Source organism: Syntrophaceae bacterium (assembly GCA_013177825.1).
GTDB lineage: Bacteria > Desulfobacterota > Syntrophia > Syntrophales > PHBD01 > PHBD01.
This window is the reverse complement of sequence record JABLXX010000001.1, coordinates 818,161-840,769: the sequence shown is the minus strand read 5'-3', so window position 1 is coordinate 840,769 and position 22,609 is coordinate 818,161. Positions and strand designations below refer to the sequence as shown.

Annotated in this window: 24 protein-coding genes; 2 read left to right on the top strand and 22 right to left on the bottom strand. The window is 61.7% G+C overall.

Features of this window, described 5'->3' with window-relative positions; translation table 11 throughout:
- The 12 genes from HPY65_03790 to mtgA form a co-directional block, all read right to left on the bottom strand.
- Complete coding sequence (locus HPY65_03790) at nucleotides 1-1,146, bottom strand: hypothetical protein (protein ID NPU83589.1); 1,146 nt, start codon at nucleotides 1,144-1,146, stop codon at nucleotides 1-3.
- Nucleotides 1,147-1,178: 32 nt separating this feature from the next.
- On the bottom strand, nucleotides 1,179-2,267 hold the full coding sequence (locus tag HPY65_03785; protein NPU83588.1) for a hypothetical protein: 1,089 nt from the start codon (nucleotides 2,265-2,267) through the stop codon (nucleotides 1,179-1,181).
- A 103-nt stretch (nucleotides 2,268-2,370) separates the two neighbouring features.
- A complete protein-coding gene (locus HPY65_03780; GenBank protein ID NPU83587.1) occupies nucleotides 2,371-3,312 on the bottom strand; it encodes a transketolase family protein in 942 nt (313 codons plus the stop codon).
- Entirely contained in the window at nucleotides 3,309-4,151 is an 843-nt protein-coding gene (locus HPY65_03775) for a transketolase (GenBank protein ID NPU83586.1), read from the bottom strand. The genes HPY65_03780 and HPY65_03775 overlap by 4 nt, the downstream gene beginning before the upstream one ends.
- A gap of 171 nt (nucleotides 4,152-4,322) precedes the next feature.
- A complete protein-coding gene (locus HPY65_03770) occupies nucleotides 4,323-4,679 on the bottom strand; it encodes a hypothetical protein (GenBank protein ID NPU83585.1) in 357 nt (118 codons plus the stop codon).
- 107 nt (nucleotides 4,680-4,786) lie between these two features.
- Nucleotides 4,787-6,163, bottom strand: coding sequence for a tRNA uridine-5-carboxymethylaminomethyl(34) synthesis GTPase MnmE (gene mnmE, locus HPY65_03765; GenBank protein NPU83584.1), 1,377 nt, complete (start codon nucleotides 6,161-6,163; stop codon nucleotides 4,787-4,789).
- Nucleotides 6,164-6,181: 18 nt separating this feature from the next.
- Nucleotides 6,182-7,042 carry a protein jag gene (locus tag HPY65_03760; protein NPU83583.1) on the bottom strand — a complete coding sequence of 287 codons (861 nt, stop codon included), beginning with the start codon at nucleotides 7,040-7,042 and terminating at the stop codon, nucleotides 6,182-6,184.
- A gap of 14 nt (nucleotides 7,043-7,056) precedes the next feature.
- Nucleotides 7,057-8,688 (bottom strand): membrane protein insertase YidC, encoded by a 1,632-nt coding sequence (yidC, locus tag HPY65_03755; GenBank protein ID NPU83582.1) that lies wholly within the window; start codon nucleotides 8,686-8,688, stop codon nucleotides 7,057-7,059.
- A 21-nt stretch (nucleotides 8,689-8,709) separates the two neighbouring features.
- The gene (gene yidD, locus HPY65_03750; protein NPU83581.1) at nucleotides 8,710-8,946 is read right to left on the bottom strand and encodes a membrane protein insertion efficiency factor YidD; all 237 of its coding nucleotides are present in this window, start codon (nucleotides 8,944-8,946) and stop codon (nucleotides 8,710-8,712) included.
- Nucleotides 8,939-9,286 (bottom strand): ribonuclease P protein component, encoded by a 348-nt coding sequence (gene rnpA / locus HPY65_03745; GenBank protein ID NPU83580.1) that lies wholly within the window; start codon nucleotides 9,284-9,286, stop codon nucleotides 8,939-8,941. The genes yidD and rnpA overlap by 8 nt, the downstream gene beginning before the upstream one ends.
- 63 nt (nucleotides 9,287-9,349) lie before the next feature.
- Complete coding sequence (gene rpmH, locus HPY65_03740; protein NPU83579.1) at nucleotides 9,350-9,487, bottom strand: 50S ribosomal protein L34; 138 nt, start codon at nucleotides 9,485-9,487, stop codon at nucleotides 9,350-9,352.
- A gap of 178 nt (nucleotides 9,488-9,665) precedes the next feature.
- Nucleotides 9,666-10,622 (bottom strand): monofunctional biosynthetic peptidoglycan transglycosylase, encoded by a 957-nt coding sequence (gene mtgA / locus HPY65_03735; GenBank protein NPU83578.1) that lies wholly within the window; start codon nucleotides 10,620-10,622, stop codon nucleotides 9,666-9,668.
- Nucleotides 10,623-10,902: 280 nt separating this feature from the next.
- Here mtgA and HPY65_03730 point away from each other — a divergent pair, with 280 nt between their 5' ends.
- Entirely contained in the window at nucleotides 10,903-11,934 is a 1,032-nt protein-coding gene (locus tag HPY65_03730; GenBank protein ID NPU83577.1) for a LysM peptidoglycan-binding domain-containing protein, read from the top strand.
- Nucleotides 11,935-12,085: 151 nt separating this feature from the next.
- On the opposite strand, the gene HPY65_03725 is transcribed toward HPY65_03730, so the two are convergent.
- The 4 genes from HPY65_03725 to HPY65_03710 all read right to left on the bottom strand — a co-directional run bounded on the left by HPY65_03725 (nucleotide 12,086) and on the right by HPY65_03710 (nucleotide 14,210).
- Nucleotides 12,086-12,583: a ferredoxin:glutaredoxin reductase gene (locus HPY65_03725; protein NPU83576.1), complete on the bottom strand. Its 498-nt coding sequence runs from the start codon at nucleotides 12,581-12,583 to the stop codon at nucleotides 12,086-12,088.
- Complete coding sequence (locus HPY65_03720) at nucleotides 12,580-12,861, bottom strand: glutaredoxin family protein (GenBank protein NPU83575.1); 282 nt, start codon at nucleotides 12,859-12,861, stop codon at nucleotides 12,580-12,582. Before HPY65_03720 ends, HPY65_03725 begins: the two co-directional genes overlap by 4 nt.
- Nucleotides 12,862-12,929: 68 nt before the next feature.
- Nucleotides 12,930-13,109, bottom strand: a complete 180-nt coding sequence (locus HPY65_03715) for a hypothetical protein (GenBank protein ID NPU83574.1) — start codon at nucleotides 13,107-13,109, stop codon at nucleotides 12,930-12,932.
- A 150-nt stretch (nucleotides 13,110-13,259) separates the two neighbouring features.
- The gene (locus tag HPY65_03710; GenBank protein ID NPU83573.1) at nucleotides 13,260-14,210 is read right to left on the bottom strand and encodes a 4Fe-4S binding protein; all 951 of its coding nucleotides are present in this window, start codon (nucleotides 14,208-14,210) and stop codon (nucleotides 13,260-13,262) included.
- A 53-nt stretch (nucleotides 14,211-14,263) separates the two neighbouring features.
- Here HPY65_03710 and HPY65_03705 point away from each other — a divergent pair, with 53 nt between their 5' ends.
- A complete protein-coding gene (locus HPY65_03705) occupies nucleotides 14,264-15,889 on the top strand; it encodes a phosphoenolpyruvate carboxykinase (protein NPU83572.1) in 1,626 nt (541 codons plus the stop codon).
- Here the strand turns inward: HPY65_03705 and rlmN are convergent.
- The 6 genes from rlmN to HPY65_03675 all read right to left on the bottom strand — a co-directional run bounded on the left by rlmN (nucleotide 15,871) and on the right by HPY65_03675 (nucleotide 22,595).
- On the bottom strand, nucleotides 15,871-16,938 hold the full coding sequence (rlmN, locus tag HPY65_03700; protein NPU83571.1) for a 23S rRNA (adenine(2503)-C(2))-methyltransferase RlmN: 1,068 nt from the start codon (nucleotides 16,936-16,938) through the stop codon (nucleotides 15,871-15,873). The genes HPY65_03705 and rlmN overlap by 19 nt on opposite strands.
- A gap of 34 nt (nucleotides 16,939-16,972) precedes the next feature.
- Nucleotides 16,973-18,196: an NADP-dependent isocitrate dehydrogenase gene (locus tag HPY65_03695; protein ID NPU83570.1), complete on the bottom strand. Its 1,224-nt coding sequence runs from the start codon at nucleotides 18,194-18,196 to the stop codon at nucleotides 16,973-16,975.
- A gap of 76 nt (nucleotides 18,197-18,272) precedes the next feature.
- The gene (locus HPY65_03690; GenBank protein NPU83569.1) at nucleotides 18,273-20,213 is read right to left on the bottom strand and encodes an aconitate hydratase; all 1,941 of its coding nucleotides are present in this window, start codon (nucleotides 20,211-20,213) and stop codon (nucleotides 18,273-18,275) included.
- Between the two features lie 113 nt (nucleotides 20,214-20,326).
- Nucleotides 20,327-21,082: an OmpA family protein gene (locus HPY65_03685; protein ID NPU83568.1), complete on the bottom strand. Its 756-nt coding sequence runs from the start codon at nucleotides 21,080-21,082 to the stop codon at nucleotides 20,327-20,329.
- A gap of 4 nt (nucleotides 21,083-21,086) precedes the next feature.
- Nucleotides 21,087-21,785: an FHA domain-containing protein gene (locus HPY65_03680; GenBank protein ID NPU83567.1), complete on the bottom strand. Its 699-nt coding sequence runs from the start codon at nucleotides 21,783-21,785 to the stop codon at nucleotides 21,087-21,089.
- A 3-nt stretch (nucleotides 21,786-21,788) separates the two neighbouring features.
- A complete protein-coding gene (locus tag HPY65_03675; protein ID NPU83566.1) occupies nucleotides 21,789-22,595 on the bottom strand; it encodes a Stp1/IreP family PP2C-type Ser/Thr phosphatase in 807 nt (268 codons plus the stop codon).
- Nucleotides 22,596-22,609: the final 14 nt, after the last annotated feature.

Genomic DNA, 22,609 nt, shown 5'->3' with positions numbered 1-22,609 from the left:
TCAGCGATGGTAGTTGAAGGTGAGCGAATAGGGAGTAAAGTTCACGAGGGTGAAATCCCCTTTCTGACGGAGGCTGTTGGCCAGATACAGGGAATTCTCCGGGTAGCTTACAGTGAACTCGCCCATTTCATTTTCCTCGACATCGGTCACCCACACGGTGTTCTGGAGGGCCCCCTTCACTTCGATGTTCGTGTCCAGGTCCTTGACGCCGTTCACCTTCACGCGGACTTTCCTGACGTTTCCCCGGATGAACTTGAACGCCGTATCGAGCACCTTCGGAGACAGCTTCTCCACCAGGTCCTCCATACCGCGGGCGGCGGCGTCTTCGACGTTGTTCGCCAGCCCCCTGCCGGAGACGGCGTCGGCCGTCAGGACCTCCATGTTCCCCGTCCTGTTGTTCTTCGCCAGCATCCGATAGGTAAGGCGCACCGTCACGTTGTTGAATGGCATGGACAGGCCGTAGCCGATATCCTCTCCCTTCTTCGTCGAGATCGTGTAATCGATCTTCCCGACGATGACGACGTTGGAAAGATATTTGTAGAGCATGCTCCGGACGGCCATGGTGCTGCCGCTTCTCGCCATTCTTTCGATGGCCACGGCATCGGACGGAACGGAAGGCGCCGCGTCGATGACCTTGAAGTTCTGGTCCGTCAGCTTTCCGATGAGCTTCTCCGACAGGATGTTGGTCTCCTCGAACTGATCCCCGCCCGAGGCGGAGGGCTTCCGGGCCGGAATGAACAGGGCGATGCCGTTGTTCAGGGCCAGTTCGGACGAGATGGCATCCTGGGCCTTTGCCGGTTCGATACAGGCATTGATGGTGACCGTCAGGGTCTCGCCCTGGCGATTCTGCCCGAGAACCTTGAAGCTCTTGACGGAACCGCCGACCTTCGTCTTCATGACGTCTTCTACCAGGGTGAAGTTGGACACGAAACTCGATGCCTTGACGTCGATGCCGACGGTTTTCTCAATGGCGGCCCATTTGGCGCGTGCAATGGCCTCCAGCCGGGCCGAGGGCTGGTCGTTATTGATGACAACCGCTTCCCCGTCGGCATGGACGCATTTCTGCTGGGCGGCCGCCTCAACGTTCATGCCCGGTACCGCCAACAGGATCCACAAACCGATCATCCACCCAAAAACCCTGCGCATACGTGCCTCCCTCCTCTCTTAAACGGACCGGCTCAACCCTGCGGACGCAGCTGCTGCTCCAGTTTCTTGCGGTTCTTGATCACCGCGGACACTCGGTTCAGGGCCGCCGTGATGTCGTCATCGGGCTTTCCCAAAAGCTTGTCGGCCTGACGGTAGAGGGACAGGGCGGCCTCGGCGTCGCCTCGGCTCTCTGCGCAGACACCAAGGTTATACAGCAGGGCCGGCGAGGCGGGGGCCTGGATCCGCGCGGAGCCCCAAAGCTCGCAGGCCGCGTCGAGTCTGCCCCGGTCTGCGTACTCGATCCCCCTCTTCAGGGCGTCCTTGGGCTCCGCGGTGGGGATCCCGTCGGTCGTATCCATGAGCCCGATCTCCACCGTCACATAGAAGGGGGCCACATCCTTGCGGAACCTGGCCTTTGTCGTTCCCTTCACTTTCTCCAGGAGTTCCTCCCGACCCACGGCGGGCGATCTATCGTCGCAGCCGGAGGAACTGGCCGAATCGCCCAGGTTCCGGGAATAGAGGACACGGCCCGTCGATACGTCGATGAGCTTGGGTGTGACGGAAAAGACCGCATCCCGTTTCAGACAGCGGACCGTATAATCTCGATACTTGAGACATTTGGCTGCTTCATACCACTTGGCGTCCTTCTTTTGCTCCTCGTACTTGATGCACTCCCGTCGCTGCTCCGTGTAGCGATGGTCCTTCACCTCCGAGGCCGTCACGGCACCCGTGTAGATTCCCTGGGCTCCCACCATCCGGCCCAACCGGGCGGCCGTATTCGGATCCACGAGCCCGCTCTGGGAAAATTTCTGTTCGCTGATGATCCGGTCGAGGGACTGACGGTCTACCAGGGAAAAATAGGGCCGGTCGTCGATGTTGATGCTGGCCAGGACCCCCTCGATCTCGGCGGCGAAGTCGGCGCCGTTGGGTCCGCTGAATGGGACAACGGCCACCGACTTGGTCAGCGATGCCTGATGAAACTCGGCAGGCTGCAGCATGTTCACCCGGACCTTGGTAGCGCAGCCGGACAGGGCAAGACAGAGGGAAAACAAGAGGATGGTTGCAAAGATGATCCCGGCAACGCGTCGCCGGCCGATCAGGAAAGGATGGATGTTTATCATAAGAGCCCCCTCAGAATCAGGCGCGAATTTCCCACAACGGAAGGGGAGAATCAAGGGGATTCTTACCGGCCGAGGCCGGCATTCGGAAAATGGGAGCCGGGAATCAGGGCGAGGTCCGGAGCATTTCTTCCGCGGTCCGGGCAATATCCTCGGCCGTCAGTCCATATTCCTTGAACAGATCTGCCGCCGTGCCGGAGGAGCAGAACTGGTCCCGCACTCCCACGCGCCGGACGGGTGCAGGACGGTTTTCGGCCAGGACCTCGCAGACGGCGCTGCCCAGGCCGCCGATGATGGAATGCTCCTCGGCGGTGACGATGCCCTTCGTCTCCCGGGCGCAGGCCAGGATCAGCCCTTCGTCGATGGGCTTGAGGGTCGGCATGTTCACCACCCGGGCGGATATTCCCCCGGCCTGGAGCGATTCCGCCGCCTGGAGGGCCTGATGCACCATGTATCCGCAGGCAATGATCGACACGTCCGACCCGGGACGGAGCACGTCCCCCCGGCCGATCCGGAAGGATACATCGGGCTTGTAGATCACGGGGAACTTCATCCTGGAGGTACGCACGTAGAACGGCCCCGGGGTCTCGGCGACGACCCGGATGATCGCTCTGGTCTCATGAGCGTCGGCGGGCACGATCACCCGCATGTTCGGCATGGCCCGCATGAGGGCCAGGTCTTCCGTCATCTGGTGGCTCGCCCCGTCCTCCCCGACGGAGACGCCGCCGTGGCTCGCCACGATCTTGACGTTGAGCTGCGGATATGCAACGGCTTGGCGGATCTGTTCCCAGGCTCGGCCGGTGGCGAAGACGGCGAAGGTGCTGGCAAAGGCAGTCTTCCCCGCCAGGGCGAGCCCCGCGGCGGTACCCACCATGTCCTGCTCGGCCACCCCCATGTCGAAGAAACGCTCCGGGTAGTCCCGGGCGAAAAGCTTCGTCATGGTGGATCCGGAAAGATCCGCGTCCAGGACAACGATATCCCGGTTCTCCCGCCCCAGCTCCACCAGGGCCTCGCCGTATGCTTCCCGTATGCCCAGGGTTTCCGTCATGCCGCCCCCAGTTCCTGCAGCGCCCTCGACAGCTCGTCGTCCGAGGGCGCCACGCCGTGGTATTTTGCCTGATTCTCGAAAATGGAGACTCCCTTGCCCTTCACGGTCCGCGCAATCACCATGGTTGGAGTGTCCACGAGGGGTTTTCCCTTCACCGATTCAAGGGCCGGGAGCAGGGAACCGAAATCGTGGCCGTCCACGACCCGGACATCCCATCCGAAGGACCGCCACTTGTCGGCCAGTGGCTCGATCCCTTTCACGTCCTTGACAAAGCCGTCGATCTGCAGCCCGTTGTTGTCGACGATCGCCAGCACCTTCCCGAGCCGGCGGTGCGCCGCCGTCATGGCGGCTTCCCAGACCTGTCCCTCCTGCACCTCGCCATCCCCCAAGAGTGCGTACACGGAAGCCTCGTTCCCATCGAGGCGCAGCCCCAGGGCGATGCCGTTGGCCACCGACAGCCCCTGCCCCAGGGAGCCGGAGGTGGCGTCCACACCGGGGGTGCAGCGGGCATTCGGGTGTCCCTGGAGGCAGCTGTGAACCTTGCGGAGGGTGCCAAGGAGGCCTTCCTCGAAGTAGCCCGACAGGGCGAGGGCGGCGTAGAGCGCCGGCGCGGCATGGCCCTTGGAAAGGACGAAGCGGTCCCGCCCTTCCCAGTGCGGATCTTCCGGACGGTGTCTCATAACCTGGAAGTACAGGGCGGTGATGATGTCCGCCGCGGAAAGGGAACCACCCGTGTGCCCCGATTTCGACTCATGGAGCATACGCAGGATTCGGATGCGCAGGTTTCGCGCCGTGTCTTGAAGGGACTCCAATCTTTTTTCCTCTTTGATCGTGGTCATGGACCCTAGCATACCCCCGCCGTTTATTTCAAGGCGCCCGTCCGGCCGGAACACCCTGGCCGCCTTCTCCGGCATCCCGCCGCGATCATGACGGTTTCCGAAAATCTCTGCCCTTGCCTCGCACGCCTGCCTGTTCCTTATGGAACGTAACGCTTGGAAGCGCATCCGTCGTCAGGGAAGGAAGTTCACCTGTGAATGGGGAAAGGCCCGTTCCAGGAGCCTCCGGACCTCCGTCCGCTCGCTCTCGTCCAGGATCGGTTCGACCCGGCTCACCGGTCGGCCGGCCTCGCCGGTCCGGTACTGCCAACGGAGAAGATAACCGGGTACGCTCAGGAAGCGGCATCCTCCGCTCCCGCAGCATGAGCGGTCAAGCACAGCAACCCCGACCGTGTACAGAACCTCGCGACCCTTGTACGGCAACCGGCCTTCCTCCGCCAGCGAGTAGGAGCCGCTGATGAATTCAAATACCTGATCCAACTCCAGATGAACGTGGTCCTCTTCCCGATCCTGCACCTGCCCTGCTGTCATTTCCGGATCTCCTTGCAATCGCTTTTGCCGTATCCATCCGTCGCCTGTGGCTGCAGGCGGACGATCCGTCCTTCCGGCCCGGTTCCGCATCCGCTTCCCGGGCGTTCCTACTTTCCGATGCAGAACGTGGAAAATATCCGCTCCAGCACCTGCTCCACCGTCGTCTTTCCCACCACGTCCCCGAGTCGGTCCAGCGCATCCTGAACATCACAGGCGGCGACTTCGGGCGAGCATCCCGCCGCAAGAGCGGATGCAGCCTGGGAGAGAAAAAACTGGGCGCCCTCCAGGGCGGCCTTATGGCGGGCATTCGACAGGAGTCCCTCGAATTCCCCCGAACCACTGCTCTGCAGGAAAAAACGGTGAAGGGATTTCATCAGCTCCGGGATGCCGTCGCCCCGTTTTGCCGATATCCACAGGGGAACCTGCCCGTCAAAGAGCGCCTCCACTTCCTCCGTCTCGATCATGGGCGTCAGGTCCGCCTTGTTGATCACCGGAAACCCTTTCCGACTGCCCACTTCCCGGGCGATCCGCCCGTCCTCTTCCGTCAGCGGCTCGCTGCCGTCCAGGAGAACGATCACCCGGTCGGCGGCGGAGATTTTTTCCCATACCCGCCGGATGCCCTCCGTCTCGGCCGGATCTTCCGTGTCCCGGACGCCCGCCGTATCGGCCAGCTTCACCGGGATCCCCTCCAGGGAAATCCATTCCTCGATGAAGTCCCGGGTCGTACCCGGCGCGGGCGTCACGATGGCCCGCTCCTCCCCCAGGAGCCGGTTGAGGAGGCTGGACTTGCCGACGTTGGACCGCCCGGCAATGACCACGGAGGCCCCGTTCCGGTAGAGCCGGCCTTCGTTCCAGGTATCCAGCAGATTCCCGACCCCGTCCCGGATGGCCATCACGCGTTCCGCAAGCGCCTCCGGCTGAACCGGCTCCAGGTCTTCGTCGCTGAAATCGATCTCCGCTTCCAGGTAAACAAGCACATCCGTCAGACTGTTCCGGAGGGATTCAATGCGGCGGGACAGCTCTCCCTTCAGCTGGGAGGCGGCAACCTTCAGGGCTGCTTCGGTCCGGGCGGCGATCATGTCGGCCACGGCCTCCGCCTGGGCCAGGTCGATGCGGCCGTTCAGAAAGGCCCGTTTCGTGAACTCGCCGGGCTCCGCGGGACGGCCTCCGGCGTGAATCACCTCCGCCAGGACCGACTGGAGAATGACCGGGCCGCCGTGACAATGGATCTCCACGACGTCTTCGCCTGTGCAGGAACGGGGCCCGCGCATCCAGCAGAGCAGTACTTCGTCGAGGAAATCGCCCGCGTGGGAAAGCACGCGGCCGTGCAGCAGGTGATGGCTTTTCCACTGCGCCCGGGCGTTCGACGGCTGAAAGAAGCTCTTCGCGATGGGCAGACTCTCAGGTCCGCTGAGACGGATGATGCCGATCGCTCCCGCTCCCGGCGGGGTGGCGATGGAGACAATGGTGTCGGTTGCAGACACGGCGGCTCCGTCCGGTGTTCAGCCCTCGTTCCGGAGAGGACGGCCCTTCCGGGAAGGCATGATGACGATCTTGCGGTATTCCCCTTCGCCCCGGCTCTTCGTCACCAGGGCCGAGTCGTTCTGCAGGGCCAGGTGAATGATCCGCCGGTCATGGGCGTTCATGTTGCTGACCGTGACGGCTTTCCTGGTTTTCTTGACCTTCTCGCCAAGCTTGGCCGCCAGGGTGACGAGGGACTCCTCCCGCCGCTTCCGGTAGGCCTCGATATCGATGACGACGGGTTTGCCCCCGTTGCTTCCCTTGTGGAGGGCCTTGTTGACGATGTACTGGATGGCGTCCAGGTTCTGTCCGTGCTTGCCGATGAGAAGGCCGCTGCACTCTCCCTGAATGTTGAGACGGATTGCTGTTTCCGTTTCTTCGACGGTCACGGGATACTCCAGGTCCATCCGGACGAGGATTCCCGTGAGAAGTTCCCTGGCTTTCTGTGCGAACTCCGCATCGAAGACAACAGGAGGCCTCGCCGGCTGGGCATCCTGATGCTCCATGGGGGCATCCGCCGCCGGCCGGATCGCAGGTTTTTCAACCTCCGTCACCCGTAACGGCGGCACCGGGACCTCGGGTTCCCGGACATGGGGCTTCTCTCGCGGCTTGTCCCTGCGGGCCCGTTCCGGCCTTTCGTCCAGGAAAACCTCCTCCAGGGCCCGGTCAATGGAGAGAAGCCCCGCCCTGATTTTCGCCTTTTTCTGCCCGAATCCCAGAAATCCCGACACGCCCTCGGAGATGATCTCGATGTTCAGCTTTTCCCGGGGAACATCGAATTCCCGGCAGGCCTTCTCGATCGCCTCGTCGATGGTTTTTGCTTCAATTTCGAGTGTTTCCATATGGACACCTCTCGTTACGCGACCTTCTTGTTGATGTAGTACTGCTGGCCGATGCTGAAGATGTTGTTGAAGAGCCAGTAGATGACCAGACCCGAAGGGAAGTTCAGAAACAGGAACGTGAAGATCACGGGCATCCACAGCATGATCTTCTGCTGCATGGCATCGCCCGTGGAGGGGGTCATCTTCTGCTGAAGCCACATGGTTGCGCCCATGATGACCGGGGTGATGTAATAGGGATCCTTCGCCGAGAGGTCCTGTATCCACCAGATGAGCGGCGAATGCCTGAGTTCGATGGCGTACATCAGCGCCTTGTAGAGCCCGAAAAAGACGGGAATCTGGATGAGCATGGGAAGGCAGCCGCTCATGGGGTTGATTTTGTGGGCCTTGTACAGGGCCATGGTTTCCTGGCTGAGGCGCTGCCGGTCGTTCTTGAACTTCTCCTGTATCTCCTTCATCTTCGGCTGCAGCTTCTGCATCTCCTTCATGGACCGGTAGCTGATGTTTCCCAGCGGCCAGAAAATAAGTTTGATGATCAGAGTCAGTACGATGATGGCAATTCCGTAATTGGGCAGGTACTTGTAGATGAACTTCAGGACCCACAGGAGCGGCATGGCCAGCCACTTGAGCCAGGAGCCGAAATCCACCGAGTCCTCGAGCCCTACACCCTGGGCCTTCAAAAGCTCATGATCCTTGGGACCTAGAAACACGTTGTAGATAAAGTATCCCGCCTGTCCGGGAGGGATGAGATTCTTGGGCCCCCGGAGACTCACCGTTGTCATGTCCCGTCCGTCCTTCGAGAGCGACACGGCGGACAGGGACGGATTCTGGGGAATCATGGCAGCAATGAAATATTTACTCTCGAAACCCGTCCAGGCGATGTTCGGCCCCAGAAGGCGGGTCGTATCGAGCTTCTTGAGCTCCTGGAGCTCCACGCTCTTGTCCGCCATGGTGATGGGGCCCACATGTGTGTAACTATCCGTTTCCGTCTTGGGATCCACGTACTGGGTCCAGTTGAGGGATCCGTTCTGGGTCAGGGGTCGCCCCGACAGGTTGGTCGCCTTCACCTCCAAGTCGATGACATACTTCTCCGGATGAAACGTGAAGGTCTTGTCGATGCGGATCTCCCCCGGATAGGTGACGCTGAAGGTCAGGGAACGGCTTTCCCGGACGGTCGTCAGATCCAGGGACGCAGCGTTCGCCTCGAAAGGGCTTTCCGCCGGCACGTTCAGATCCGACTCGGGAAACGTCATCGTCAGGGGACGCGGCATCCCCGTCTTCACGTCCACCAGTTCAATGAGATCCGAGTCCTGCTTGATCGTCTCGCGGTATCCCTTCAGCTTCAATGACTTGAGCGCAGCTCCCCGGGTCGAGAAGACAGCAGTATAGAGGGGGGTTACGACGCGGACATCCTTTTCCGGAGCGGAAGCCGGCTGCAGTGATGCCGTGGCCTGGGTCGCTGTTGCATTCGGCGCGGCTGTAACGGCAGCGGGGGCGGCTCCCGTCGTTTTGCCCGCCGCCGGCGTTTCCTGTCTGGTTGCCGTCTGCGCCGCCGGCGGTGTTTTTGCAGGCGGTTTCATGAAAAATATCTGATAGATAAGTACTACCAGCACAGATAAGACAATAGCGAGAATGGTTTTCTTGTCCATGATTGGCCTCTCGATGGGCTGTTACCGAACGGGATCGAACCCGCCGGGGTGAAATGGATGGCAACGGGCCAGCCTCTTCAGACCGAGCCAGGTTCCGCGGAACGGGCCGTACCGTTCGATGGCCGTACGGGCGTATTCGGAACAGCTCGGGTGGAAACGGCAAGAGGGGGCCAGGAAGGGTGAAATGGCGGTCTGGTAGAACCGGATGGCAAGGACAAAGGCCTTGGCCAGCGAGTTTCTGATTGGACGGTCAGACATCAGTTCTCGAAATCAGCAGACTTTCCAGTTCCCTTGCCACATCGGCGAACGTAAGCGGCGGCAGGTTCCGCTTCGGAATGATAACAATGTCTAAGGGAACGGGAAATCTGGATCGGTTGAGCCTGAAAAATTCTCTCAAGAGCCGTTTGATGCGGTTCCGTTTGACCGCGTTTCCAACTTTCCTGCTGACGGTGAGTCCCAGCCTGCTGACACCGGAGGAACAACGGGTTGTTATGACGGTAAAGTGAGCCGAGTGGCGGCGAATCCCCTGGCGGTAAACGGTATCGTACTCTTTTTTCCTGCGAATCCGCTCGTTTCTGCGAAAGGTTTGTCTGGTCATGCTCTGCGGATGATTTCACCCGCCGGGCTCCGCCACCCTGCTCTCCTCGTCCGTATCCCGGTGTCACACCGCCAGGCGCTTCCTGCCCTTGGCTCTCCTCCTGCTCAAGACCTGCCGGCCCCCCCGGGTAGACATGCGAGCCCGGAAACCGTGGGTCCTCTTTCTCTTCTTATTCGTTGTATTCGTTAGTGTTTTTTTCATCGTGTCATTTCCCGGAAATTGAAATAGGTCGTGTGATAAACCATAATCACCACCCCTTGTCAAGGTTTATTCAACCGGTGACATCCGGATACCCCATTGCTCGCGAGGATGATTCTCAATCATTTTTAATATGTTAACGACATCGAGGCGTGCGATGGGCCGGGACGGGACGAGGGAATCACGGTCCCGCATGGCGGGGCGGCTGCGGTTCCCCGGGAAGGTTTGCCGACGGCGGTTTCTGCCCTTGCGTCGATGCCTCCGGCACAGGGGCCGGCGGACTCCCGGAGTTCCCCGGAACGGGATTCGCGGGAGATGCGGCCGTTGTCTTTTCGTCCTGCCCGACCGTTACGGGTGCCCCTGCCGCCGGGTCGATGCCCGTCTCCCGGGGATCCTGAAGAACCTCCTCGTATTCCTCGATGACGATGCCCCGCCTCACCATGATTCCATATATCTTTTCGGATCGATAGGTTACATACCGTGAATTCCCGGTGGGGCTGTAGAGGCGCGGATTGGGAAGGACAGCGGCAAGGCGGGCCGCCTCCATGGCCGACAGGGCCGCTGCGGACTTCCCGAAATGATGCTGGGCGGCCATCTCGATTCCGAAGATTCCCTGCCCCCATTCAGCAACGTTGAGATACAGTTCGATGATCCGCTTTTTCGACAGATTCTGCTCCATACGCCAGGTGTAAACGGCTTCGCGAACCTTCCGGACGGGGTTCTTCGACGGAGTAAGAAACAGGTTTTTCGCCAACTGCTGGCTGATGGTGCTGCCGCCGACCTTGAACTTTCGCTGTTTCAGGTCTTTTTCGACGGCCTTCTGGATGGCGGCGTAGTCGAATCCTTCGTGTCGCCAGAACTTGTCATCCTCGGCAATGATCACCGCCTTGATCACGTAAGGGGAAATCCTCCCCAGCGGGACCCAGCGCTGGCGGATCCGGATGTTCTTCCCCTCGCTCTTCCACTCGTCTTCCCGATATTCCATAAAGGATGTTTTCACGGGGTTCGTCTTCCGGAGCTTCGAGACGTCGGGCCAGACAAAGGAGAGACCGATGCTGCCGGTCATCCACACGACGGGAATCGCCAGGAGCAGCCAGATCCACTTCCTGTTCCGTTTTTTCTTCGTCCTTTTTCTCATGTCCCGCCGATCCGCCCGAAACGATATCCCGGCCCGCCCGATGGCGTCGCCGGGGGTCCCTTCATACCTCAAGACACCTCGTTTGCATAGCAGGATTCTTCGTAATCGCAGAGCTTTCTGCCTTTCGAGGAGGGATGGGACCAAAAAAAATTTGACTTGGGATGCTTATTCGGATACAAGGGTGCCCACACATCAATGCGTGTACAGTTCATTCACTGCCGAAACCTGTGCACCGCCTCTTAGTGGGGCATCCCCCGACTTCCAAGAAGGAGGTACTTCCATGATGAGACGGCAGCTCTATTCATCACTAGGACTGATCGTCCTGCTCTCCGTTCTGGCAATCCATACGGAGTGCCTTGCCGACTCGACGTACCGGGTCAAGTCCGGCAGCAACCTATACAGCATCGCGAAAAAGCACGGTGTTTCCGTTGACGCCATCCGACAGGCCAACAATCTCTCCTCTGACCGGCTCAAGCCCGGCCAGGTTCTCACCATCCCTTCGAAAAGTTCGAAACGAGCATCCAGGGCCTCGGTAAAAAGCACCAAGGTCTCTACCGCCGGCAAGACGGCAACGGCCAAGACAAAGACCTACACGATCAAGTCGGGCGACACGCTCGCCGGCATTTCCAAAAAAACCGGCATCCCCTTGGCGCAACTCAAGAAACTCAATCATCTCCGGGCAAACAGACTGAAACCCGGGGACAGGATCGTTCTGGCAAGGGCAGCATCGGGTGCACAGCATTCCGAGCGGGATGAGTCGCGCCGGTTGGCAGCCGCCATTCGGGACGAGGGCGAGATGGAAGAGGACGACGGCCTGACGGCGGATTCTCAGGAGGACGTCGCCGAGGTTGAGAAGGATATGATCTCCAGCGCCGAGCTTCTTGGGAACTGGAAAGATCCCGAAGAGCAGCGGCTGTTCGTCAAGGTCGTCAAAGGTTTTCTGGGCGCTCCTTACCGGTTCGGCGGTTCGACCGTGCGCGGCATCGACTGCTCAGGCTTCGTGGCCAAGATCTACCAGTTCTTCGACGTCAACCTGCCCCGCACGGCCCGTGAGCAGTCCCGGGTGGGGATGAATGTGGACAAGGACAACCTGGATGTGGGAGATCTCGTTTTCTTCAATACGCGCCGCGCCTTCGGCCATGTCGGCATTTACATCGGCAACAATCAGTTCATCCACGCGGCGGCGGGAAAGAAGCGCGAGGTCAGCATCAGCAATCTGGACGAACCTTATTACAGCAAACGGTTCGTAAAGGCCGTCCGGCTGAAGGGCAAGGAAAAAGAACAGGCAAAAACGGGAAACGGAAGCGTTTAAAACCGGTTTCGCAGGCAATCTGAAAAAAGAGGGGCGGTCCGGGATCGCCCCTCTTTTTTATTGGAGATTCTCAGGCGGATTGTCAGTTCACCCGCCGTCCGGTCCGCGGAACGGGATGTACCCGCCGCTCCCGGCACAGCGAAAACCGGACTCACATGAACTTCTCGAAGCGTTCCTTTTTGGCTTTGCAGATCGGACAAACACCCGGAGGCTCCTCGCGGGCACACAGGTAGCCGCAGACCCGGCACCGCCAGACAGGATGGGCCAGAACTCCGGCCGGAGCTGCTGCCGGCTCCGGAGCGGTAGGCTCTGCTCCCGGACCTCCCGGAGGACGGCGGTCCGGAATCGATTCCAGTTCGCGGGTTCCGTTGAGGATCTCGTCGGACACATAGAGGGCGCAGTAACAGGCGCCGAAGTCGTTCAGGTCCGGATCCCGGTAGTCGCAGGGACAGACGATGTCCAGGTCATCCTCCCGCACCCCGGAGGCAAGACGGCAGGGACAGGCCCGGTAGCCGTAGCGCTCCTCGTTGGTGAGAAGCCCTTCCACAAGGTCCCGGACAAAGGCTTCGTCGGAATTCAAATGATACCCGGCGGCTTCGCCCTCCCGTCTCAGGCGGGCGCACACCTTTTCAATATCCGCTGGATTCATTTTTTCAGGCTTTCCCGGATCTTGGCTTCATTGAAGCCGACGATGCACTGGCTCCCGTTGATCACCATGGACGGAAACGAACAGGCGGGATTCCATTTCTTCACTTCCTCCATGGCCTCCCGCCTCTCCTCCTTGCCCAGAAGATCCACATCCGTGTAATCATAGGCCACCTTCATCTCGCCCAGCAGCGCTTTGGTCTTCTTGCACCAACCGCAGGTGCTCAGGGCGTACAGCATGATGCTTCCCAGGTTTTCCCCTTCCACGTGCTCAACGGTCATCATCTCACCTCATTGCATGGCCTGGTGTCTTTCCTCTCCCGTCCCGTCCGACCGCCCGTCCGCCGGGATCACTTCAGCCGTGGATCGATCCCGGTAAAACCGCAGTCGGGCTGATAACAGGTCACATTCAGGAATTCGCACTTTTGTCGGCACGCCGGACATTCCTCCGGCGGTTTTTCCACCTGGATCGTATTGCCGCAGTTGCTGCATTTCCACCACGTATCGGGCAGCTTGTTGCTCTCCGCCATGGCTCACCCTCCTTTCCGGGCGTGGATGGCACATCCTATCACATCCGGGGAAACCAAAGAAGTCCCCAATTGCCCGCTCCATCCGGGTCTTCCTTGACCGGGCCGGCAGAATGTGGGAAACAGACTGAAAAGGCCGCAGAATTGACCGCTTCAGGGGATTTCCAGGGGATCGCTCCGGGAAAAATCCCGAACCAGGGCCAGGGCCCCGGTGGGGCAGCCGTCGACACAGACTCCGCATCCCATGCAGGAGACCGGATCGATAACGGCGGCTTCGCCGTCCAGGCTAATCGCTCGGAAGGGACAGGTTCCGACGCAGGTCCCGCATCCGGCGCAGAGTCCCTCGTCGATCCTGCAAACATACCCGGAGGAGGCCAGCATAGGGCTCCCGTCCCTGTAGGCCCCCATGGCTCCGCAGCAGCAGGAGCAGCAGTTGCAGATGGCATAGAAGCGGTCCAGCATGGCGTCCTTGAAGAAGGCGTGGTGAACGTGCCCCCGCTGGTGCTCCGCCTTCAGGATCGATGCCGCTTCCTCCTGATTGATCCAGCGGCTCTTCCGCGGGTTGTGCTCCCGGGCGAAGGAGGCAAAGGGCTCCCCGACAACGAGGCAAACGTCCAGGGGTTTGCACGGGTCGGCACGATAGGCCCGGCAGGGGCACTCAAGGGCGACGATCCGGTCGGGCTCCCGGAGGATCAGATCACGGGCCACGAGATAGGGAACGACCGATTCCAGACCTGCAAGGCGAACCTCCCGCCGGACGGACACGAGGCGGGACGCGCCCTCCAGCGGCATCACCTTGCCGTGATACACGTCGGCAAAGCCTCCCCTGGCCCGGGGACTGCCGTTTTCCCGGGCGCCGGCGCCCGGGCTCCGGGCGGCCCGCTCATACTGATCGAGAAGCCACCGGGCGGGCGGACCGAGTGTCCGGGCCAGGGGATGGCACCCCGTTGCAATGCCAACGTACAGAGCGGGCCAGCGGCCGTAGACGTATCCATGAACGAAGTCCAGGAACCCGAAGCCCGGCACCGTTTCCGCTTCCCGGAGAAAGTCCCGGGTGGACGGCTTCATCGGCAGTCTGGAAAGGAAAGAGAGAAACGGTTTCATCGCTGCTACCGGTATGACAGGATACCAGCTGTTGTCAACTCTGGAGGTATGGAATGAACATTTTCACAAATGCGACCCGGCGGATTTTCGAAGAAGCCCGGAGGGACGGACGGCTACTGGAGGGCCGTTCCCTCTCCGAGATCAAGGATATCGCGATGCGTCAGGAGGACGTCGTCCGCACGTCCTACGGCTCCCTGGCCTCCGATTCGGAGCCCATGAACCGGTCGGCCCCGCACACGAAGAACAGCGTCGACGACGCCTTCGGAGAGGAGGAAAACGCCCTGGCGGAGCAGGCGGTCTCGTGCCTCCGGACGGAGCGGATCGTCTCCCTGGACGTATTCGTCGGCGACGGCCGGGACGGGGTGTCCTGCCGTTTCCTGATCCCGGAGCCCTTTACCCAGATCGCCTACGGCCTGAAGCTCCTCTTCGACGACTCCCCGACACCGCGGCAGGTGGAGGATCCGACCTACACAATCCTCTTTTTCACCGACGAGGCCTTCCGGCTCAACCGCTGCCGGAAGCTCCTCGACAAGGACCTGACGGTCCGCCTGATGATGGGAAGCCGCCGGGGGGAGCAGGTCAAGATCTGCCGCAATACCATGTACCTTGGAGAGGGAAAGAAAGGCGTGTTCCATTTCGAGAACTGGCGCGTCAAGGCCATCGACCGGACGGGCGTTTTCCTTCACGCCGGGGCGCGCCGGGACATGCTGTGGGTCTTCTGCCCCGAGACGGACCGGCCGGAGCTGACGGAGGTCGTCACCGCCGTGTCCGGCCTCACCGCCACGGGAAAAACCACCACCCTCTGCCGCTCCTTCGCCCGCCTGCCCCGGGAGTCTTCGGAGATGATCGGCGATGACGGCGGGACCTTCAGTCACGACGGCGGTTACGAGGCCTTCGAGATGGGCGGGCTCTACGTGAAGACGGAAGGCCTTGACGAAAGCCAGCCGGAGATCCTCCGGGCCGCCGAGTCCCGGGACGCCTTCCTGGAAAACGTGGCCATCACGAAATATCCCTACACTCCCGATTTCCGGGATACGTCCAAGACGGGCAACGGCCGGGCCATCGTCACCCGGGCCAACCTGGAGATCGCCAGTCCCGGTCTCCGGGCGGACCGGATCCACAACATCATCATCCTGACCCGGAATCCCCTCGCCAACGCCCTCTCCCGCCTCACCCCCGAGCAGGCGGTCATGCAGTTTCTCTACGGCGAGTCGATCGAATCGAGCGGCGGCAATCCCGAGGAAGCGGGCAAGTTCAAGCGGGAGATCTTTCTCGACCCTTTCCTGACGGGAAACCGGCTGGAACACGCCTTGCTCTTCTACGAAATCCTGATGAAGAACCCCGTCCGGTGTTACCTGGCCAACACGGGCACCATCGGCGCCTTCGAGCGGAAGGTCACCCTCCGCCAGTCCCTGGCGTCCTACAACGACCTGGTGCGCCGCCAGATCCGCTTCAGTTCCGATGCGGACGTTCTGGGATATTCCTACCCCATCCAGTGCGACCGGGCGAACCTGGACATGATGGTCGCCTCCAGGCTGTACGAAGATCCGGCGGTATTGAGAAAGAAGGTTGAGGATTTCTTCCGGGGACGGCAGGCCTTCCTGGAGGAGTTCGAGGGAGCCTACGGCCGGATCCCGGAAAGTATCCGGGAATCGCTGCCTTATGCGCTGGAGGATTGAGAAGGCGGAGGTCCGCCCTCGTCCGCCGCCCGGCCGCTCAGCTGGCCGCAGGCGGCGAGGATGTCGCTTCCCTTGCTGGCCCGGAGGATAGCCGTGTAATGCCGGCGGATGAGGATGTCCCGGAAGGTCTGCACCGCCTCTTCCGAGGGGCTTCGATAGGGGGAGCCGGGGAATTCATTGAAGGCGATCAGGTTGATTTTGCAGCGGAGCCCCCGGAGAAGCCGGGCAAGCATCTCCGCGTCGGCCGGTGCATCGTTGACACCGCCGATGAGGATGTATTCGAAGGTCAGCATCCGCCGCCCCGGCATGGGATAGTCGCGGCACGCCTTGAGGAGAACATCCAGGGGGTACTTCCGGTTTACTGGCATCAACTCATCACGGCGCCGGTCGTCCGGCGCGTTCAGCGAGACGGCAAGGTTCACGCAGAGTTCTTCCCCGAGCCGGACGATCTGGGGCGGCAGGCCGCAGGTGGACACCGTGATTTTCCGGGTTGAGAATCCCAGCCCGTGATCGGAGGTCAGGTTTTTCAGGGCCTTGATCGTGTTCCCGTAGTTGGCGAGGGGCTCTCCCATTCCCATGAGGACGATGTTTTTCACGTCCGGCCCCTCGGGAGTGAAAAACTTCAGGCGCGTCAACTGCCCCGTGATCTCCGACGGCCGGAGATCGCGCCCAAGCCCCGTCTTCCCCGTCAGACAGAACCGGCAGCCCATGGCGCAGCCCGCCTGGGTGGACACGCAGGCGGTCCAGTGGTTCTTTCCCGGGATCAGGACGCTCTCGATGAACCGCCCGTCCCGAAGCCGGAAGAGGATTTTTTTCGTCCCGTCCCGGGAGACCTGCTCGCCGGCGATCTCCGGCTGGTCCAGGGAGGCCTGAACCTCCATCTGCTCCCGGAACGGACGCGACAGGGTGGTCATCTCGCCGAAGGACGCCGCCGGCGTGTTGTACATCCACTTCATGATCTGGCGGGCCCGGTAGCGCTCCTTCCCCATCCCGGCGATGAAGGCCTCCAGCTCGTCCAGCGTCATGTCCCGGAGATTCGGCTTTTCCATGGAACTCCCTGCCGGGAAGGCCTCGGAGGAAAGACTACCATTCCCTCGCCAGCCGCTCCGCCACGGCGTCGATGAATCCCTCGGTGGTCACCTTCCGGTTCTGCGGCCCCGAATCGGCCAGGACCAGGAGATCGCCCGTCATGACTCCGTCCTCGATGGTCCCGATGGCCGCCTTCTCCACGGCGTCGGCAAAAGCGGCGACGTCGGGGGTCCCGTCCATCTCCCCCCGTTTCCGGAGGGCTCCCGTCCAGGCGAAGATGAGGGCCATCGAGTTGGTGGACGTCACCTCCCCCTTGAGGTGTTTGTAATAGTGCTTCTGCACCGTCCCGTGGGCCGCCTCGAACTCGTACCAGCCCCTGGGCGACACGAGGACGGAGGTCATCATGGCCAGGCTGCCGCAGGCGGAGGCGACCATGTCGGACAGGACGTCGCCGTCATAATTTTTCAGGGCCCAGAGCATCCCGCCCTCGGACTTCATGACCCGCGCCACCGCGTCGTCGATGAGGGTGAAGAAGTACTCCCTTCCCTCCTTCTCGAAGGCCTGCTTCCAGTTTGCGTCGTACTCCCGCTGGAAGATCTCCCGGAACCGGGCATCGTAGGTCTGGGAAATGGTGTCCTTGGTGCTGAACCAGACATCCACCTTCCGGTCCAGGGCATAGGTGAAACAGGCCCGGGCGAAGCTCTCGATGGAGGCATCGGTATTGTGGATTCCCTGGATGATGCCGGGGCCCGTAAAGGCGTGAATGGTCTTCCGGAGAGGCTCCCCGCCGTCAGAGGGGGTGAACACGATCTCCGTTGTCCCCTCTCCGGGGACGCGGATCTCGACTCCGCTGTAGACGTCTCCGTAGGCATGGCGCCCGATGATGATGGGCCGTCTCCAGGAAGCCACGGAGGGCCGGATGTTCTTGACGAGGATGGGCGTCCGGAACACCGTCCCGTCCAGGAAGGCCCGGATGGTGGCGTTGGGGCTCTTCCAGGCCTTCTTCAGCGAATATTCCCGGACGCGGTCCTCGTTGGCGGTGATGGTGGCGCACTTGACGCCGACGCCCAGCCTCGCCACGGCCCGGGCAGCCTCCACCGTCACGCGGTCGTCCGTGTCGTCCCGGTGTTTCAGGTGCAGATCGTAGTAATCCAGGGGAATATCCAGGAAGGGAAACAGCAGTTTCTCCTTCACGATCGCCCACATGACGCGGGTCATCTCGTCCCCGTCCATCTCGACAAGGGGCGTTTTTACGACGATTTTTCCTGCCTTGGCCATGTACGACATCTCCACTTCTTTATTGATTTCCCGGACCCGGGTCGGCGCTTCCCGCCGGGAGTCCCGTTCCCGTTCTTCAGCCGTTGCGCAGGTTCAGGGCCCCGCCGGCCAGGATCATCCGCTTCTGGCGGTCTGTCAAGTCACAGGTCACCCGGAAAGAGGTTCCCTTCGTCCGATTCTCCACCACCAGCGATCCGTTTTCCAGCAGGGATTTCCGGATCGCCGGTACCTCCAGGCGGTCTCCCTGATCGACGCCGTCGTAGTCCCGCCCGTCGGCGAAAACGAGCGGCAGGATCCCGAAATTGACCAGGTTCGCCGCATGAATCCGCTCAAAGGACTTCGCGATGACGGCCCGCACCCCCAGATACATGGGACAGATGGCGGCGTGTTCCCGGGACGAGCCCTGGCCGTAGGAAACGCCGGCGACGATGGCGTTCTGCCTTCTCTCGCCCTGGATCTTCCGCGCCCTCCGGTGGAACTCACTGTCCACGATTTCGAAGACGTACTCCGAATATTTGGGAATGTTCGACCGGTACTTCATCCGGTCCCCCGCCGGAATGATGTGATCCGTCGTGATGGCGTCCCCCACCTTGATGGTCGCCTCCATCCGGAGATCCTCCGGAAGCGGCGTGTTCGCCGGCGGCTCCCCGATGTTGGGACCGCGATAGACCTCCACCGTCCGGGTCGCGCCGGCGTCTGGAGGAACCAGGATCAGCGCATCGTCGATGTGGAACCGTTCCGGGAGAGCGATCTCCGGGTAGGGGACAGACAGCTCCCGGGGGTCCGTAATGCGGCCGGTGAGTGCGGCGGCCGCCGCCGTCTCGGGGCTCACCAGGTAAACCCGGGCGTCCTTCGTCCCGGACCGGCCGAAGAAATTCCGGTTCGAGGTCCGCAGGGAAACGGCGTCCGACCGGGGACTCTGGCCGCTACCGATGCAGAAGCCGCAGGCGTTTTCCATGAGCCGGGCGCCGGAGGCGAGCAGGTCTTCCAGGTAGCCGTCCCGGAGCAGGTTTTCCAGGACCTGCCGGGAACCCGGCGCGATGACGAAGCTGACGTCGGGATGGACGGACCGGCCTTTCAGGATGCGGGCCACCGTCGCCAGGTCGCGGTAGGAAGAGTTTGTGCAGCTGCCGAGACAGACCTGGTCCACCCCGATCCCGGCGATCTCCCGGACGGGGCTGACGTTGTCGGGACTGTGGGGCTTGGCTGCCAGCGGCTCCAGCGCGGACAGGTCGATCTCGACCACGCGCTCATATGCAGCGTCGGGATCCGACGCCAGGGGGACCCAGGCGGACTCCCGTCCCTGGGCCGCGAGAAAGCGCCGGGTCTGCTCGTCGCTGGGGAAGACGGAGGTCGTGACGCCGCACTCGGCTCCCATGTTGGCGATGGTCGCCCGCTCGGGAACGGCGAGTCCCGCCAGGCCTTCCCCCCCGTACTCGAAGACCGTGCCGACGTTCCCCTTGGCGGAGAAGATCTCCAGTACTTTCAGGATGATGTCCTTGGCGGAGACCCAGGGCCTGAGCTTCCCGGACAGCCGGATCCCGACGACCCGGGGGCAGGTCAGCCAGAAGGACTCCCCGGCCATGGCCAGCGCCACGTCCAGCCCGCCCACACCGATGGCCAGCATGCCCAGCCCGCCTCCGGTCGGGGTGTGGCTGTCGGAGCCGACCAGGGTCTTCCCGGGGCGGCCGAACCGCTCCAGGTGCACCTGGTGGCAGATCCCGTTTCCCGCCCGGGAGAGGTGGATGCCGTAGCGCCGGGCCACCGTCTGGAGATAGCGGTGGTCGTCGGCGTTTTCGAAACCGATCTGCACGGTGTTGTGATCGATGTAGCTGACGGACAGCTCTGTCCGGACCCGGAGAATGCCCATCGATTCGAACTGCAGGTAGGCCATGGTTCCCGTGGCGTCCTGGGTCAGGGTCTGGTCGATGCGGATGGCGATCTCCTCGTCGGGGCCGAATCGCCCCTCGACCAGGTGGTCGCCGATGATCTTCTCGGTGATCGTTTTTCCCGGCATGGCTCGTCTATGATGCTCCCTGATTCGAAAACAGGAAGGGGTCAGAGGCGGGGTGCCCGGCATTCCCCCTCACCTCCAACCCCTTCATGATTGATCTTCGTCCGCCTCCCGCTTCAGTCCTTCGGCAGGAGAATGATGGCGATCCGCCGGTTTTTCTGGCGGCCCTCCGGCGTGCTGTTGTCCGCGACGGGCTTGTATTCACCGTAGGCAGCGGCCGACAGGATCTTCGGGTCGATCCCGTTTTCTTCAAGGAAACGGGCGACATTGATGGCCCGGGCGGCCGAAAGCTCCCAGTTGGTGGGGAAACGCTGGGCCAGCCGTCCCGAGATTTTCACGTTGTCCGTGTGCCCCTCGACGCGGATGGCCTTGTCCTGCACCTTGCCGAGGATGTCCACGATCCGCTTGAGGATTGCCAGGCCGTCCTTCTTCACCTCCGACTGGCCCGAGTCGAAGAGGATCTGGTCCGCCAGACCGAGTGTCAGCTTTCCCTTCAGCTCCTCGATGGTCACCTGCCCCCGGGCCATCTCACCTTTCATTTCCCGGAGAAGGTCCTTATAGGCCTGGCTTTCCGTCTGGATCTCCTCCTTTTTCTTCTGCAGCGACTGGAGATCGGCGTTCTTCTGCCGGAGTTCGGCGATGCTCCGCTTCAACTCGTCGGAGGATGATTTCAGGTCGCGGTCGCACTCCATTTTCTTCTGGAGGAGATCGGCCTTTTCCTTGTCCAGCTGATTGTACTTCTGTTGAAGGGCCTCCTGTTCCGCAACCTTTTTCAGGTATGTGCTTTCCTTGACCATGCACCCCGTCAGAGCCGGGAGCACAAGAAGAGCGGCTGCAATCAGCGCCAACTTGACGAACGCGTCTTTTTTCATGGAATCACTCCTTGATAAAGAATTGCATCTTCAGGTTGCCGACCTCCACGAGGTCGCCATCCTTCAGGTCGTACCGGGTTTTCACGTCCTGCCCGTTCACCTTGAAGGATTTTCCGCTGGCGGGCGTCATGAAGTATCCCTCTTTGCGGCGATTCACCAGGGCGGCTACGGCGGGGGCGAAAAATCCCTTCAGGCGGATGGCGGCGCTCTCGTCCTTCCCGATCGTCACGACCCGGTCCTTGAGCTCGTACTCCCGCTTCTCTGCGGAACCCTCGACGACGACGAAGCCTCCCAGGACGTCCTCGGCCTTGGTCGTGGCCTCCAGCATGCGCTTCTGCGACGCCGGATCGATCACCATGGTCTCGTCCATGGATCGTCCCCGCACGGCCTGGCTTTGCCTGTCCGCTTCCCTGCGGGACGGGCAGTCCACCTCCAGGCTGTGGATCCCGATCAGAACGATGTCGCCGTTGTCCAGGTCGACCTTCGTCACCCGCTGCCCGTTCACGAAGGTGCCGTTGAGGCTTCCGAGATCCTCGATGGCAAATGCCTCGCCATCGGCCAGGATCTTGGCATGAAAGCCCGAGACGGCCTGGTTGTCGATGACGATATCGTTTTCCGCCTTTCTGCCGATGGTGGTCACAGGCTTGTCAAGCGGGATCTCTTTGATCAAGGCCTCCTTGAACTTCAGCAGAACCCTTGCCATACCTCACCTCCTGAACCATGATGTCAAAACGTCCCACATGGACGCGACCAGCCCCTTCTTTTTCCTGATTTCAGCCAGAACCACGGTGATGTTGTCCCGGCCGCCGCGGTCGTTGGCCATCCCGATCAGCTCGCTGCAGGCCTTCTCCAAATCCTCCGCCGTCCGGACGACAGCCAGGATGTCCTCATCGGAAGCCATGGTACTCAACCCGTCGGAACAGAGGACAATCCGGTCCCCGTCGGCGAGGGTCATCTCATTGAGATCCACCTTGACCTCCGGAGCGATTCCCAACGCCCGGGTCAGGATGTTTCGGTTCTCCGCCTCCCGGGCCTCCTCGGGGCTGATCATCTCCCTTTTGACCTGTTCCGCCACCAGGGAGTGATCGTCCGTCAGCTGGGCCAGGTCCCCGGCCCGGGCCAGGTAGACGCGGCTGTCCCCCACGTGGGCGATACCCATGCGGTTGTCCTGAATAAGCACCGCTGCAACCGTCGTTCCCATGCCGGCATACTTTGCCTGGCTGCCTGCTGCCTCGAAAATGGCCATGTTGGCCAGCCGGATGGCCGCTCCCAACCGGTTCGTTCCCTCCAGAAAACCCGGATCGAAATCACCGACGAAGGCCTTCGCGCCCGCCGCATCGTCGAAATAATCCCGGATGATGTCTACGGCTATCCGGCTCGCAACCTCCCCGGAGGCATGCCCTCCCATGCCGTCGGCCACGACGAGGAGGCCCTTGTCCTCGCGGACATAGAAACTATCCTCGTTATTGGCCCTGACGCGTCCCTGATCGGTCCGTCCGGCAATCCGGAGCATCCGCGAGTCTCCTC

Coding starts and splice junctions, on each gene's coding strand:
- HPY65_03790 (NPU83589.1), bottom strand. CDS start 1,146: ATGCGCAGGGTTTTTGGGTGGATGATCGGTTTGTGGATCCTGTTGGCG.
- HPY65_03785 (NPU83588.1), bottom strand. CDS start 2,267: ATGATAAACATCCATCCTTTCCTGATCGGCCGGCGACGCGTTGCCGGG.
- HPY65_03780 (NPU83587.1), bottom strand. CDS start 3,312: ATGACGGAAACCCTGGGCATACGGGAAGCATACGGCGAGGCCCTGGTG.
- HPY65_03775 (NPU83586.1), bottom strand. CDS start 4,151: ATGACCACGATCAAAGAGGAAAAAAGATTGGAGTCCCTTCAAGACACG.
- HPY65_03770 (NPU83585.1), bottom strand. CDS start 4,679: ATGACAGCAGGGCAGGTGCAGGATCGGGAAGAGGACCACGTTCATCTG.
- HPY65_03760 (NPU83583.1), bottom strand. CDS start 7,042: ATGGAAACACTCGAAATTGAAGCAAAAACCATCGACGAGGCGATCGAG.
- yidC (NPU83582.1), bottom strand. CDS start 8,688: ATGGACAAGAAAACCATTCTCGCTATTGTCTTATCTGTGCTGGTAGTA.
- yidD (NPU83581.1), bottom strand. CDS start 8,946: ATGTCTGACCGTCCAATCAGAAACTCGCTGGCCAAGGCCTTTGTCCTT.
- rnpA (NPU83580.1), bottom strand. CDS start 9,286: ATGACCAGACAAACCTTTCGCAGAAACGAGCGGATTCGCAGGAAAAAA.
- rpmH (NPU83579.1), bottom strand. CDS start 9,487: ATGAAAAAAACACTAACGAATACAACGAATAAGAAGAGAAAGAGGACC.
- mtgA (NPU83578.1), bottom strand. CDS start 10,622: ATGAGAAAAAGGACGAAGAAAAAACGGAACAGGAAGTGGATCTGGCTG.
- HPY65_03730 (NPU83577.1), top strand. CDS start 10,903: ATGATGAGACGGCAGCTCTATTCATCACTAGGACTGATCGTCCTGCTC.
- HPY65_03725 (NPU83576.1), bottom strand. CDS start 12,583: ATGAATCCAGCGGATATTGAAAAGGTGTGCGCCCGCCTGAGACGGGAG.
- HPY65_03720 (NPU83575.1), bottom strand. CDS start 12,861: ATGACCGTTGAGCACGTGGAAGGGGAAAACCTGGGAAGCATCATGCTG.
- HPY65_03715 (NPU83574.1), bottom strand. CDS start 13,109: ATGGCGGAGAGCAACAAGCTGCCCGATACGTGGTGGAAATGCAGCAAC.
- HPY65_03710 (NPU83573.1), bottom strand. CDS start 14,210: ATGAAACCGTTTCTCTCTTTCCTTTCCAGACTGCCGATGAAGCCGTCC.
- HPY65_03705 (NPU83572.1), top strand. CDS start 14,264: ATGAACATTTTCACAAATGCGACCCGGCGGATTTTCGAAGAAGCCCGG.
- rlmN (NPU83571.1), bottom strand. CDS start 16,938: ATGGAAAAGCCGAATCTCCGGGACATGACGCTGGACGAGCTGGAGGCC.
- HPY65_03695 (NPU83570.1), bottom strand. CDS start 18,196: ATGGCCAAGGCAGGAAAAATCGTCGTAAAAACGCCCCTTGTCGAGATG.
- HPY65_03690 (NPU83569.1), bottom strand. CDS start 20,213: ATGCCGGGAAAAACGATCACCGAGAAGATCATCGGCGACCACCTGGTC.
- HPY65_03685 (NPU83568.1), bottom strand. CDS start 21,082: ATGAAAAAAGACGCGTTCGTCAAGTTGGCGCTGATTGCAGCCGCTCTT.
- HPY65_03680 (NPU83567.1), bottom strand. CDS start 21,785: ATGGCAAGGGTTCTGCTGAAGTTCAAGGAGGCCTTGATCAAAGAGATC.
- HPY65_03675 (NPU83566.1), bottom strand. CDS start 22,595: ATGCTCCGGATTGCCGGACGGACCGATCAGGGACGCGTCAGGGCCAAT.